11 protein-coding genes and 1 tRNA gene are annotated in these 13764 nt (G+C 60.9%); 3 read left to right on the top strand and 9 right to left on the bottom strand.

The annotated features are described in order from the left end of the window. Positions 1-15: 15 nt before the first annotated feature. Both QF043_RS08030 and QF043_RS08025 read right to left on the bottom strand, forming a co-directional pair. Positions 16-91, bottom strand: a tRNA-Asn gene (locus tag QF043_RS08030). Positions 92-177: 86 nt separating this feature from the next. Continuing rightward, positions 178-1062, bottom strand: coding sequence for a LysR family transcriptional regulator (locus tag QF043_RS08025; protein ID WP_307418076.1), 885 nt, complete (start codon positions 1060-1062; stop codon positions 178-180). Positions 1063-1163: 101 nt separating this feature from the next. Here QF043_RS08025 and lldD point away from each other — a divergent pair, with 101 nt between their 5' ends. Next, positions 1164-2306 carry an FMN-dependent L-lactate dehydrogenase LldD gene (lldD, locus tag QF043_RS08020; protein WP_307418075.1) on the top strand — a complete coding sequence of 381 codons (1143 nt, stop codon included), beginning with the start codon at positions 1164-1166 and terminating at the stop codon, positions 2304-2306. 281 nt (positions 2307-2587) lie between these two features. Continuing rightward, complete coding sequence (locus QF043_RS08015) at positions 2588-3514, top strand: GGDEF domain-containing protein (RefSeq protein ID WP_305454453.1); 927 nt, start codon at positions 2588-2590, stop codon at positions 3512-3514. Positions 3515-3535: 21 nt separating this feature from the next. On the opposite strand, the gene QF043_RS08010 is transcribed toward QF043_RS08015, so the two are convergent. From QF043_RS08010 to QF043_RS07980, 7 genes are all read right to left on the bottom strand, one after another. After that, positions 3536-4309, bottom strand: a complete 774-nt coding sequence (locus QF043_RS08010; RefSeq protein WP_373460777.1) for a TenA family transcriptional regulator — start codon at positions 4307-4309, stop codon at positions 3536-3538. A 78-nt stretch (positions 4310-4387) separates the two neighbouring features. Next, positions 4388-6862, bottom strand: a complete 2475-nt coding sequence (locus QF043_RS08005) for an EAL domain-containing protein (RefSeq protein ID WP_307418073.1) — start codon at positions 6860-6862, stop codon at positions 4388-4390. 65 nt (positions 6863-6927) lie between these two features. Further along, positions 6928-8730 (bottom strand): ABC transporter ATP-binding protein, encoded by a 1803-nt coding sequence (locus QF043_RS08000; RefSeq protein ID WP_305454457.1) that lies wholly within the window; start codon positions 8728-8730, stop codon positions 6928-6930. After that, positions 8720-9325, bottom strand: coding sequence for a DsbA family protein (locus QF043_RS07995; RefSeq protein ID WP_177034541.1), 606 nt, complete (start codon positions 9323-9325; stop codon positions 8720-8722). The genes QF043_RS08000 and QF043_RS07995 overlap by 11 nt, the downstream gene beginning before the upstream one ends. A 36-nt stretch (positions 9326-9361) precedes the next feature. Continuing rightward, positions 9362-10303 carry a rhodanese-related sulfurtransferase gene (locus QF043_RS07990; RefSeq protein WP_065931357.1) on the bottom strand — a complete coding sequence of 314 codons (942 nt, stop codon included), beginning with the start codon at positions 10301-10303 and terminating at the stop codon, positions 9362-9364. Positions 10304-10579: 276 nt separating this feature from the next. Next, on the bottom strand, positions 10580-10873 hold the full coding sequence (locus QF043_RS07985) for a BolA family transcriptional regulator (protein ID WP_305454465.1): 294 nt from the start codon (positions 10871-10873) through the stop codon (positions 10580-10582). Between the two features lie 6 nt (positions 10874-10879). Beyond that, positions 10880-11398 carry a DUF2059 domain-containing protein gene (locus QF043_RS07980; protein WP_181075663.1) on the bottom strand — a complete coding sequence of 173 codons (519 nt, stop codon included), beginning with the start codon at positions 11396-11398 and terminating at the stop codon, positions 10880-10882. Between the two features lie 192 nt (positions 11399-11590). Here QF043_RS07980 and QF043_RS07975 point away from each other — a divergent pair, with 192 nt between their 5' ends. Further along, positions 11591-12979, top strand: a complete 1389-nt coding sequence (locus QF043_RS07975) for a class II fumarate hydratase (protein ID WP_307418071.1) — start codon at positions 11591-11593, stop codon at positions 12977-12979. The last annotated feature ends 785 nt before the right edge of the window (positions 12980-13764 follow it).

Raw genomic sequence — 13764 nt, 5'->3', positions numbered from 1 at the left:
AGGCTTTTCTCTATCTGGCTCCACGACCTGGACTCGAACCAGGGACCCAATGATTAACAGTCATTTGCTCTACCAACTGAGCTATCGCGGAATGCGCCGTATGTTACTGATTAAAAAGAAGAAGTCAAGCACTGAGGTGCATTTGGACGAAAACCTGCAAATCATGGCTGCCGCCCGCTATACCGGGCTGGCCATTTCCTTGGCCAAATCCAGCCACGCACGCGCCGCCGGTGGCAGGTGTGCGCTGGCGCGCCAGGCCAGGGCGATGTGCCAGTCGGTGTGGGGTTCGTCCAACGCAATCAAGGCAATACCCGCGTGTTGATGTTTGAGCGCGAGCATGCGTGGCAGGAAGGCGACGCCCAGCCCGGCCGCCACCAGGTCAACGATAAAATCGATCTGCCCGCTGCGCGCGGTCACTCGGGGCGTGACGCCTTTGCGCTCACAGGCGGCGAGGATCTTGGCGTTCAGGGCGAAGCCGGCTTCGAACAAGATGAACGGTGAATCGGCCAGGTCGGTGAAGTCGATGCGTTTGCGCGTGGCCAGTGGGTGGCTGATGGGCAGTACCGCCATCAGCGGTTCATTGCGCACTGGCTGGTAGTCGAAGGCTTGGTCCACCGGCAACAGCAGCGCGGCGAGGTCGACCTCCCCTGCTTCCAGGCATTCGCGCAGTTTTTTGCTGCCGTATTCGGTGAGTTCGATTTCGATCTCCGGGTAGCGGCTGCGGTATGCCGCGAACATCGCCGCAAACAGCACGCCGCAGCCTACCGGTGGCAGGCCGATGCGCAGTACGCCGCGTTTGAGGCCGCGCAGGTCGTTGATCTCGGCCACTAGGTCATTGTGTTCGGCGAGCAACACCAGGGCGCGGCGGTAGGCGATTTCGCCGGCCGCCGTCAGCTCGTTACGGTGGCCCAGGCGGTTGAGCAGCGGCGTGCCGAGCTCGTCTTCGAGGGTCTTGACCGCCTTGCTCACAGTGGATTGGGTCAGGGCCACCACTTCAGCCGCCTGGGAGAAACCGCCCTGGCGCACCACTTCGACAAACGCCCGCACCGTTCTCAGGTTCATCGGTATTCCTATAGCGACTGGATACTAGTAATAAAAGTTGTTTTTATCATGCCAGCTTTTTGCTTATGGTGGTGCGACCCAGCTCTGTGGAGAACCCGTTCATGATCATCTCGTCCGCCTCCGACTACCGTGCAGCCGCCAAACGCAAGCTGCCGCGCTTTCTGTTCGATTACATCGACGGCGGCGCCTACGCCGAGCACACCCTGCGCGCCAACAGTTCGGACCTGGCCGAGATCAGCCTGCGCCAGCGCATCCTGCGCAATGTCGACAACCTGAGCCTCAAGACCCGCTTGTTCGGCCAGGAACTGGCCATGCCGGTGATTCTCAGCCCCGTGGGCCTGACCGGCATGTATGCGCGACGTGGCGAAGTGCAGGCGGCCAAGGCGGCAGCCAACAAGGGCATCCCGTTTTGCCTGTCGACGGTGTCGGTGTGCCCGATTGAAGAAGTGGCGTCGCAAAGCCCGCAGTCGATCTGGTTCCAGCTTTATGTGCTCAAGGACCGCGGCTTTATGCGCAATGCGCTGGAGCGTGCCCAGGCAGCGGGGGTGACCACGCTGGTGTTCACCGTCGATATGCCCACACCCGGCGCGCGTTACCGTGATGCGCATTCGGGCATGTCCGGGCCCTATGCGGCGCAGCGCCGAATGCTGCAGGCCGTGTGCAAGCCGCAATGGGCCTTTGATGTGGGCCTGATGGGCCGCCCGCACGACCTGGGCAATATTTCCAAATACCTCGGCAAGCCCACCCACCTGGAAGACTACATTGGCTGGCTGGCGAACAATTTCGACCCGTCGATCAGCTGGAAAGACCTGGAGTGGATCCGTGAGTTCTGGAAAGGCCCGATGATCATCAAGGGCATCCTCGACCCCCAGGACGCCAAGGACGCAGTGAGTTTCGGCGCCGACGGCATCGTGGTTTCCAACCACGGCGGGCGCCAGCTTGATGGCGTGCTGTCAACCGCCAAAGCCCTGCCGCCGATTGCCCAGGCCGTGGGCGATGACCTGACCGTGCTGGTGGACTCCGGCATTCGTTCCGGGCTCGACGTGGTACGCATGCTCGCCCTGGGCGCCAAGGGCTGCCTGCTGGGGCGCTCGACTGTGTATGCGCTGGCCGCCGCCGGCCAGTCCGGGGTGGAAAACCTGCTGGATATCTTCGCCAAGGAGATGCGCGTGGCCATGACCTTGACCGGCGTGACCTCGATTGATCAGATTGACCACACCACGTTGGTTCAAACAGCCAAATAACTGACGTCAGGGCGCAACGGCTGGGGTGAGCTTTTTAAACAGTCGTTGATTTATAAGGCGTTTTTTTAAGTTAAACAAACTGGCATGAATCTCGCTCTAACCCCTTTCAAGCAGGTTAAGCAATGACAAGACGTGTGGCAGGGCCCAGGGGTTATAACCCATGGCAAAGCGGTTTAAACTGTTTCCAATGTTTTACGGAACTGAAGGAACAGTAAGACGCTTGGCATTTGCCACTCTCGTGCAGCCTGTAAGACAGTTAAGTGCTTAGAGGCCGTCAGTTTATGAAATCACCTACCCAGACCAACGCAATTGACTTCGACAGTGCCAAATTGCAACGCCTGGGGTTTGGTCAGCCTGCCCTGCTTCCACGTCGCCCCACCACACTTGCGCAACTTCGTCAGCAACTGAGCCAGCAATTGCAAACCAGCCTTGAGCCGGAACGCATCCTGGCGCTGTTCTTTCGCGAAGTTCAGCGGCTGGTGCCGTTGGACGCACTGCAATATCGCCATGAGGCCAGCGACTTGCGCCTGGAGTTTGGCCATCGCGGCCATCACTCGGTGAGCTACACCTTGAGCCATGAAGGCGAGCATCTGGGCGAGCTGATATTCCGGCGCAACCAACGTTTGCTGGACGACGAGTTGGCGCAACTGGAGTCGTTGCTGTCGACCTTGCTGTACCCGATGCGCAATGCCCTGCTCTACCGTGCCGCCACCCGCAGCGCCCTGCGTGACCCGTTGACCGAAACCGGCAACCGCATTGCGATGGACCAGACGCTGCAACGGGAAATTGACATGGCCCGGCGGCACCTGAGCCCGCTGTCCTTGCTGATGCTGGACATTGACCACTTCAAGAAAATCAACGACACCCACGGCCATGCGGCGGGCGACATCGTATTGCGCGCGGTCGCCGACTCGATCAAGAGCCAGTTGCGCAATGTGGACATGGTGTTTCGGTTTGGCGGGGAAGAGTTTTTGATCCTGCTGTCGAACACCGGCCGGGACGCGGCAGGCATGGTCGGCGAACGCCTGCGTCGGGCGGCAGAGGCTCAGGACTATTGGGCCGATGGCAAGCGGATTGAACTGACGGTGAGCCTGGGTTGCTCGACGCTGTTGGCGGCCGAGTCGGCAGAAAGCCTGTTGCGGCGGGCCGACAACGCCCTGTACGTGGCCAAGCGCGAAGGTCGCAACCGCTTGGCAATGGCGGGGTAAAACCCCGCCATCACGCTTACATCACGCCTCGCTGGCGACGCGAACCTGACGTTCGCGAATGGCTGCTGGCGCCTTTGCTTTTTCGTTCTCTAACCGCATGCAACTTTCCAAAAACAGGTACATATAGTCGTAGCTCTTGCACACCGCCTGGCGCAGTTCTACCTGCAAGGCTTTGCTCGGGTTCATCCCCGCCAATGTGCAGATGATTTCCAGCGCTTCCCAAGGGTGGGCGTCGTCGTATTGCGCGTGCATCTTCAACCACTTCATGGCGCGCTTGCGGTCTTCTTCAGGGAAGGCAGCCGCATACACACCGGTCGAGCACACCACGGCGGACCACTCCCCAGTCGCCCCCTCGATCGCGTAGTTGGTCGCGGCAATCGCGACGATCAACGAATCGGCCGAGCTGGTGTGCCAGCACCAGTGACTCAGTGCGTGCAGCTCCGGTGGTACGTTCTGCGCTTGCAACTCTTCCAGGCTTACGCCGTGGGCGCGCGCCCAGTGCACCCAATAGTCGGCGTGGTTGAGTTCCACGCGAATATTGCGCATCAGCCACCGGCGCGCCATATCTTCCCCTGGATGACGGGCAAACTTGGTCTTGGTGAGGTTCTGTGCCATGTACAAGGCAAACTGTTCAACCACTGGCCAGCCACCGATCAGGTAGTGGCGCATGGTCTTGGCGCTGAGCGTGTTGTCACGCATGCGCTGGTACAGTTCGTGTTCGACAACCCGGCGCTTGCTCTCACTACAGTCCTGGATCAGTTGTTGCGCCCAGGCTGGGTAACTCGAGGCTTCCATAAGCGGGCCGGTTCGGTTGAAGGTGTCGATCACTGTAGGGCTCCTTTTCTAGTGTGATTGTACAGACCGTCGAATGCTTCAGCGGAAGGTGCCGGGCGCCTTTAGCAACAGTGGCTGCGGCCGCACAGGTCGGCATTGCAGACTATCAAAGGTAAACAATTGCGGACGTTCGATCAGGTAGCCCTGAGCATAATCCACACCGATCTCAAGTAAAGCCTGCTCGATCAGCGGTGTTTCAACAAATTCGGCAATTGTGCGCTTACCCATGACGTGGCCGATGTGGTTGATCACTTCGACCATGGCACGGTTAATCGGGTCGTCCAGCATATCCTTTACGAAACTCCCGTCGATCTTCAGGAAGTCTACAGGCAAATGTTTAAGATAGGCGAATGAAGACATTCCGGCACAAAAGTCATCAAGTGAAAAATGGCAACCTAAGGCCTTGAGTTCATTAATAAAGCGGATTGCACTGCCCAAATTGGCAATCGCACTGGTCTCGGTTATTTCAAAACAAATCATTTCCGGCGGAATGCTGTAAGCCTCGAATTTCTCACGTAAAAATCCGAGAAAATCATCATCTCCAATAGTTATGCCTGACAGATTAATCGCACACATAGCCATAGGACGGCCTGCACGCTCTTGCATACAACGGGCAATAATCTTAAATACGTTTTCCACCACCCAACGGTCCAGCGAAGTCATCAAACCGTAACGTTCGGCAGCCGGAATAAAACTGTCCGGCAGGATGATCCGACCCGCCTCGTCATGCAGGCGCAGGAGAATCTCAATATGACCATTACCACCATCGGTGTGACCCAGGGGTGAGATTTCCTGGGAATAGAGGCAAAAGCGATCTTCTTCCAAGGCCATGTGCAGACGCTGCACCCAGGCCATTTCGCCAAAGCGCAGGGACAATTCCGAATCATCGGCATGGTAGACCTGCACCCGGTTGCGGCCCTTTTCCTTGGCCATATAACAGGCCATATCAGCGGCGCGCAGCGAGGTTTCAAGGGTGGTCGGCGATTGCGAGATATGCACCAGGCCAATGCTCACGGTGGTCATGAACGGCCGGCCTTTCCACACAAAGTGCAGGCTTTGCACGGTATGACGCAGGCTTTCGGCGATCTTTTCCGCCACCGCTGCCGGGCAGTTCTCCAACAGGATGCCGAACTCGTCGCCGCCCAGGCGCGCCAGGGTGTCGCCTTCGCGCAGGTCCGATTGCAGCAACGCACAGATATGCCGCAACAGCTCATCACCCGCCGCATGCCCGCAGGTGTCGTTGACCAACTTGAACTGGTCGAGGTCGAGGAACATCAAGGCATGACGCCCGCTCTGCTGGCGCGACACTTGTTGCAACACCTGCTCCAGGCGGAACTCGAATTCGCGGCGGTTGGCCAGGCCCGTCAACGCATCGTGGGTCGCCTGCCACGACAGGTTGGCGATGTACTGGCGCTCCTGAGTCATGTCGTGCAGCACCAGCACCGCGCCGCTGACCTTGCCGGCACTGCGGATCGGCGCGCCTACCAGGGTGACTGACACCGTGCTGCCGTCCACGCGCTGGATCAGCTTGGAATGCCCGCTGCTGCCACTGAGTTCGCCCTTGATAATGTGTTCGATCAGGGCGAACCCATCGGGCTCGGCATTCTCATCGAGCAGGTTGAATAACGCCGCCAACGGCAGCCCTTGGGCCTGCGCGTTTTTCCAATGGGTCAGCGCCTCGGCCGCCGGGTTCATGTAGGCAATCGCGCCGTCGACATCCGTGGTGATCACGCCGTCACCAATCGACTCCAGGGTGATCTGCGCCCGCTCCTTCTCGGCTTGCAGCGCGGTGGCAAAGGCATGGCGCTGAGTCAGCAGCTTGTGGGTACGCAGCAGCGCCAGCACGATCAAACCCAGGGCAGTGGCCAGGTTGGTGATCAGCAGCAGGCGCAGGATCATCCGCGAACCTTCGCCCAAGGCATCGCTGAACGCCTTGGCGGCCGGCGTCACGCCTTCGTTGATGGCGATGATGCGCGCCTTCCAGTCGGCAATGTCGCCAGAGCTGACTTGATCGTTGTGGATCGCGCGGTGCATCGCCTGGGCCAGGTCATCGAGTTGCACCAGGTAACCATCGCCGACGGTCCACAGTTCGATGGCTTTTTCCAGGTAACTGAAATGACGAAAATTGAGGTACAGCCAGATCAGGCTGGACACGTCATCGGGGTGGTTGCCGCCCTTGAGGATACCCAGGCGCGCGGCCGCAAGATCGGGCGTGGGTTGGTCCAGCGCCACCCGCAACTCGTGGCCGCCCTGGGGCACGGCGATGGCCTGCTGGTATTTGAGGAAGGTCGCTTCGTCGCGGTTATCGGCGTAAAGGGTCAGATAGTAGATGGCATCTTTCTGGCCCTTGGACCACAAGCTCTCGCCTGCCACGTAGCCGCGCACTGCTGACAGCACGTAGAGGCTGACGCAGCCCAGCAATGCCTGGAACAGCACGACGGCGATAAAGGGCCAGACAATGCCCAGCAACCGAGGCCTGCTTAACGTCGCTCCGAGAGTACGCTTTTGCTTCATGAGGTCCCTTGCACATGCACTGCTTGATACGCACGCGAAAATCCGCTCTCGATAGCTCAGCTAAATCAACGCACTTGTTGCAGATGCCCGTAGAGCTTGGCGTATAACCCTCCATCGGCAATCAACTGCTGATGGTCGCCATCTTCGGCGATATGCCCGCCATCAAACACCAGTACCCGGTCGGCCTGCTTCACCGCAGAAAGCCTGTGGGCGATGATCAGTGTAGTACGCCCACTGAGAAACCGCGCCAGCGCCTGGTGCAGGTTGTACTCGGTGGCGGCGTCCAGGGCCGAGGTGGCCTCGTCCAGTATTACCACTTTCGGCTCGGCCAGCACCATGCGCGCGATCGCCAGGCGTTGGCGCTGCCCGCCGGAAAAACGCACACCCGAACGCCCCACCACACTGTCCAGGCCCAACGGCAGTGCCTTGACGGTAGCATCCAACTGGGCGATTTCCAGTGCCTGCCAGCAGGCTTGGTCGCTGCGGGCGCGGCCCATGGTCAGGTTGGCGCGCACGGTGTCGTTGAACAGCGCCGGGTGTTGCAGCACCACTGCGACGTTCTCGCGGATGGTCGCCAGGCCGATTTCCTGCTGGGTAGCACCGCCGAAACGAATACTGCCGGCCTGTGGCGTATAGAGCCCCAACAGCAGTTGCACCAGGGTACTTTTGCCGCCGCCGCTGGCGCCGACAATCGCGACCTTCTCGCCGGGTGCGATGGTCAGGTTCAACTGGTTGAGTACCAACTCTTCGCCATAGCCGAAGTTAAGGCCGCGCACCTCGATGCCGACGGTCTCACGCCCGGTGAACGGGTCTTCGCCGCCAGCATATTGCGGCTCATCGGCCCGCGCCAGCAGCTCGTTGATCCGCGTCAACGCACCACCTGCGGCGTAGTAGGCATATTGCAGGTTCAGCAGTTGCTCCACGGGGCCGATCATGAACCACAGGTAGCTGAACACCGCGAGCATCTGGCCGATGGACAGGTCGGAAAACAGCACGGTGAGCATCGCCGCCGCGCGAAAGATGTCGATACCGAACTGGAACAACAAGCCACTGGCGCGGCTGGAGGCGTCGGTTTTCCATTGCGAGTGGATCGCGTAGTCGCGTACTTCCTGGGCACGCTGGCCCAGGCGCCCGAGGAAAAACCCCTGGCGATTGCCGGCACGTACTTCCTGGATGGCGTCGAGGGTTTCGGTCAGCGCCTGGGTAAAGCGCGACGTGCTGTCGTTCTCCAGCTTCTTCAGGTGTTTGACGCGTTTGCCCAACTGCACCGTGGCGTAGATCACCAAGGGGTTGAACAGCAGGATCAACAGCGCCAGTTGCCAGTGCATCCACACCAGAATCGCCGAGGTGCCGACCAGCGTGAGCATGGCCACCAGAAAGCGGCTGAGGGTTTCACCGACAAACTTGTCCAGCGTGTCCAGGTCGGTGACCAAATGCGTGGTCACCGTACCACTGCCCAGGCTTTCGTATTCGCCCAGGGAAATCCGCTTGAGCCGTTCGATCAGGCGCACGCGGATGCGGTACACAATATCCTTGGCCAGCCGCGCAAACAGCCGCGCCTGCACCACGTTGAACACCAGCGCGCCGCAGCGCAGGCATAGGGTCACCAACAGCATCAGGCCGATATACCCAGCGGCCTTTTGCCAGCCCAGTGGCAACGCGTGGTTCATCACCTTGAGCGCGGCATCGCCGTGGCCCAGCAGCACTTCGTCCACCAGCAGCGGCAACAGCAAAGGAATAGGCACGCTGCACAGGGTCGCCAGCACGGCAACGCCATTGGCGATCCACAGGGATTTCTTGTGACGCAGGGCCAGGCGGCGAATTTCCGCCCAGGTCAGTCGGTCGGTGCGTTTGGGCTCATCCTGCACAGGTGGCACGCTCCAGCCATCGGGCGAGCAAGGGCGACAGCTCGGACAACGGCTGATAGCCGTTGGTCAGCAACGCCAGCTGGCCATTACGCTCGGCCAGCAGCGTCGGGAAACCGGCAATGCCCAAATCCTGCACCCAGGTAAAATCAGCCGCCGTCGCCGCATGTTGCTCGGCGCGGTCGAAGGCGCCGGCAAACTCGATGCGCGGAATGCCCGCCTGCTCGGCCAGTTCCACCAGCACGCTGGCGAGGGTCACATCGCGGCCCTCGACATAAAACGCACGCTGGATCAGCCCCAGCAGTGTCCAGGCGCAATCCGGCGCCAGGCTGCGCGCGGTGACGATGGCGCGGCATGCAGGCTCGGTGTCATAGACAAAGCCGTCGGGCAACGCGCCTTCGCGCTTGAACGGCTGGCCGGTGGCGTCGGTGACGGCCTGCCAGTGCTCAAGGATATAGCGCCGCGTAGTCGGCTCCAGCGCCGCGCCGCTGCCGGTGCGCAGACCGCCCACCACCAGGTGCACATCCACGCCGGCCGCCTGGGCCTGCTCAACCAGCGCCTGTGCCACCGGGGCAAAGCCCCAGCACCAAGAACACATCGGGTCCATCACATAGAGCAGGCGCGCGGTCATGGGTCAGGCCTCGGAAGGGGTTTGCTTGTAGTTGAAGCCAATCGGGTGCGGCATGTTGCGGGCCTTGGCCAGCTCGATCTGCTTTTGCCGATCGATGGCGCTGCGACGGGTCTTCTCCGGCAGCTTATCCCAGCAATGCGGGCAACTGATGCCAGCCACATAATGCTCGGACGCGCGGTCTTCTACGCTCACCGGTGTGCGACAAGCATGGCATTGATCGTAGTCGCCTTCGCTGAGGTCGTGGCGCACGGTGACGCGATTGTCGAACACAAAACAGTCGCCCTGCCACTTGGTTTCTGCCTGCGGCACTTCTTCGAGGTATTTCAGGATCCCGCCTTTAAGGTGATAAACCTCGTCGAAACCTTCGCTCAGCATATAGCTGGAGGCTTTTTCGCAACGAATGCCGCCGGTGCAGAACATCGCGACCTTCTTGTGCTTGGCCGGGTCGAAGTTGGCTTTGATATAGTCGGGAAATTCGCGAAAACTGGTGGTTTTCGGGTCGATTGCGCCTTCAAAGGTGCCGATCGACACTTCGTAGTCATTGCGCGTGTCGATCAACAGCACTTCCGGGTCGCTGATCAGCGCGTTCCAGTCCTGCGGGTCGACGTAGGTGCCGACCTTTTTGTTCGGGTCAACGCCTTCGACGCCCAGGGTCACGATCTCTTTCTTGAGCTTGACCTTGGTGCGGTAGAACGGCTGATCGTCGCAGTACGACTCTTTGTGGTCGATGTCGTCCATGCGTGGGTCGTTCTTGAGCCAGGCCATCAGGCCGTCAATGCCTTCGCGGCTGCCGGAAACGGTGCCGTTGATGCCTTCTTCGGCGATCAGCAAGGTGCCTTTGATGCCATTATCGACCATTGCCTGCAGCAGTGGCTCGCGCAGGGCGACGTAATCTTCGAGGGTGACGAACTTATACAGTGCCGCCACGACAATCGGTTGAGTCATGGGTGTTCTCTCCAGGTGGCTACCCTCGTAAGGGGTGAACCGGATGCAAAAAAAAACGCGCCGGCTAAGCGGCGCGTTGCGGATTCTAACAAAATTGGCGACGTTTATGGGCCGCCTCTTTACTGTGGCGAGGGAGCTTGCTCCCACTGGGCTGCTAAGCGGCCCCGATAAGGCGATTGTGACCTTTCACAAAGATCGCAGTGATGGGCATCAGGGCTGCTGCGCAGCCCAACGGGAGCAAGCTCCCTCGCCACATAACGCCAATGCGCCACAGTGTCAGTGCCCGCCGGCGCAGGTCGGCGAGGCCGGGGCTGCGTCGATTTTCGCCCATTCTTCAGGCGTATAGGTATGCAGCGCCAACGCATGAAACTCGCTCATCAGGTCACCCAGGGTGGCGTAGACCGTCTGGTGGCGCTTGACGCGGTTGAGCCCCTCGAACTGCTGGCAGACCAGCACGGCCTTGAAGTGGGTCTGCAACCCACGGCTGTGCATGTGGCTTTCATCCAGCACGCTCACGTGTTGCGGGCTCAGGGCGGCGAGCGCCGTTTCGATACGCTGTTGCATGGTCATTCCTGCTTACTTCTTCTTGGCCGGTGCGGGGGCTTTAGGTGCCAGCTCGTTGGTCATGTCTTCGAGCAGCTTGTTCACCACCGGCACGGCGCTTTCCAGCTTGGCCTGGGTCATCTGGGCCGATTGCTGGGTCAGTTGCGGCATTTTTTCCAGGACTTTCTTGCCCAGTGGCGACTGGTAGAAGGCTACCAGATCCTTGAGCTCGGATTCGCTGAAGTTGGTGGTGTAGAGCTTGACCATGTCCGGCTTCAGCTTCGGCCAGCCGATGGCCTGGTCCAGCGCAGCATTGGCCTTGGCCTGGTAGCTGTCCAGTACGGACTGCTTGGCGGCAGGTGCCTTGGTCTGTTCGAAACGCTGGGCGAACATTTGCTGCACTTGCATGTACACCGGGGTACCCAGCTTGTCAGCGTGGGCCAGGGTCAGGAAGGCTTCGGCACTGGCGTTATGGCTGGCGGTATCGGCAAAAACCTGGCCGCTGGCGCAAACCAGAGCAACCGCGGTACAGATGGCACGAAGACGAGTCATCGAGTTTCCTTTCTAGCAGGCGAGGTAAAACCCCAAGGGCGACCATTCTGCGCCTAAAAAACGCCATGTCTCAACCCCGGAGCTCTTCGCGCCTACATTCGCGGTGGATTAATCCGGTGAAAAGTCTTTTATGGAACCCCACCAACGGATCACAGCCTAAACTGCGCAAACGAACCTGAAGGAGTGTGCCCGATGAGCCGTATCGAAACCGACAGCCTGGGAGACGTCCAAGTCCAGGATGACGCTTACTGGGGCGCCCAGACCCAACGCTCGCTGGTGAACTTCGCCATCGGCGAGCAACGCATGCCGCTGGCGGTGTTGCACGCGCTGGCCCTGATCAAGAAAGCCGCAGCACGGGTCAACGACCGCAATGGCGACTTGCCCGCCGACATCGCCCGCCTGATCGAACAGGCTGCCGATGAAGTGCTCGATGGCCAGCACGACGACCAATTCCCGCTGGTGGTATGGCAGACCGGCAGCGGCACCCAAAGCAATATGAACGCCAATGAAGTGATCGCCGGCCGCGCCAACGAGCTGTCGGGCAAGGCCCGTGGCGGCAAAAGCCCGGTGCACCCCAATGACCATGTAAACCGCTCGCAAAGCTCCAACGACTGCTTTCCCACGGCCATGAGCATTGCGGCGGTACAAGCGGTTCATCAACGCCTGTTACCGGCGCTCGCCACGCTTTCTGGCGGTTTGGCCGAGCTGGCCGCTCGCCATATGAAACTGGTGAAGACCGGCCGCACCCATATGATGGATGCCACGCCGATCACCTTCGGCCAGGAAGTCTCGGCCTTTATCGCCCAACTCGACTACGCCGAGCGCGCCATCCGCAGCGCCCTGCCCGCCGTGTGCGAGCTGGCCCAGGGCGGTACCGCCGTGGGCACCGGGCTCAATTCGCCGCACGGTTTTGGCGAGGCGATTGCCGCCGAACTGGCGGCGCTGTCCGGCTTGCCGTTTGTGACCGCGCCGAACAAGTTCGCCGCCCTCTCCGGCCACGAGCCGCTGGTGACCTTGCACGGCGCACTGAAAACCCTGGCGGTGGCGCTGATGAAACTCGCCAACGACCTGCGCCTGCTCGGTTCCGGCCCACGCGCCGGGCTGGCCGAGGTCAAGTTGCCGGCCAATGAGCCGGGCAGCTCGATCATGCCGGGCAAGGTCAACCCCACCCAGTGCGAAGCGCTGTCGATGCTGGCCTGCCAGGTACTGGGCAATGACGTGACCATCGGCATCGCCGCCAGCCAAGGGCACTTGCAACTGAACGTGTACAAGCCGGTGATCATCCACAACCTGCTCGAATCGATCCGCCTGCTGGCCGACGGCTGCAACAACTTCCAGGAACACTGCATCGCCGGCCTTGAGCCGGATGCCGAGCAAATGGCCGAGCACCTGGAACGCGGCTTGATGCTGGTAACGGCGCTCAACCCGCATATCGGCTACGACAAGTCCGCGCAGATCGCCAAGAAGGCGTATGCCGAAGGCTTGACGCTGCGCCAGGCCGCGCTGGATCTGGGTTACCTGACTGATGAAGAGTTCGATCAGTGGGTGCGCCCGGAAAACATGCTGGAAGCCGGGCACTAGGAGAACGGGCGAAAAAGCACCCTGTGGCGAACGCGGTGTCTGTGGCGAGCAGGCTTGCCCTGCGCTGGGTGGCGAAGCCGCCCTGATCCAGGCAACGCGCTCTGTCAGACAAACCTCGTCGGCGGGTTTTGGGGCCGCTGCGCAGCCCAACGCAGGGCAAGCCTGCTCGCCACAGTGGGCGTGTTCGTCCTTGATCGTTCACACGCTCCGCGTGGTGATGCATCCAGTGACGCTCCGCGTCGCCTTCAAGGTAGCCGTGGCCTGCGGGACGCGGAGCGTCCAACGCGGCATGCCCACGCGGAGCGTGGGAACGACCCTGCATCCTGTGGCGAACGCAGTGTCTGTGGCGAGCAGGCTTGCCCTGCGCTGGGTGGCGAAGCCGCCCTGATCCAGGCAACGCGCCCTGTCAGGCAGACCTCATCGGCGGGTTTTGGGGCCGCTGCGCAGCCCAACGCAGGGCAAGCCTGCTCGCCACAGTGGGCGTGTTCGTCCTTGATCGTTCAAACGCTCCGCGTGGTGATGCATCCAGTGACGCTCCGCGTCGCCTTCAAGGTAGCCGTGGCCTGCGGGACGCACAGCGTCCAACGCGGCATGCCCACGCGGGAACGATCCAGCACCCTGTGGCGAACGCAGTGTCTGTGGCGAGCAGGCTTGCCCTGCGCTGGGTGGCGAAGCCGCCCTGATCCAGGCAACGCGCTCTGTCAGGCAGACCTCATCGGCGGGTTTTGGGGCCGCTGCGCAGCCCAACGCAGGGCAAGCCTGCTCGCCACAGTGGGCGTGTTCGT

Source organism: Pseudomonas sp. W3I7, from assembly GCF_030816095.1.
Classification (GTDB): domain Bacteria; phylum Pseudomonadota; class Gammaproteobacteria; order Pseudomonadales; family Pseudomonadaceae; genus Aquipseudomonas; species Aquipseudomonas salomonii.
This window is presented reverse-complemented; position numbering and strand designations above follow the sequence as displayed.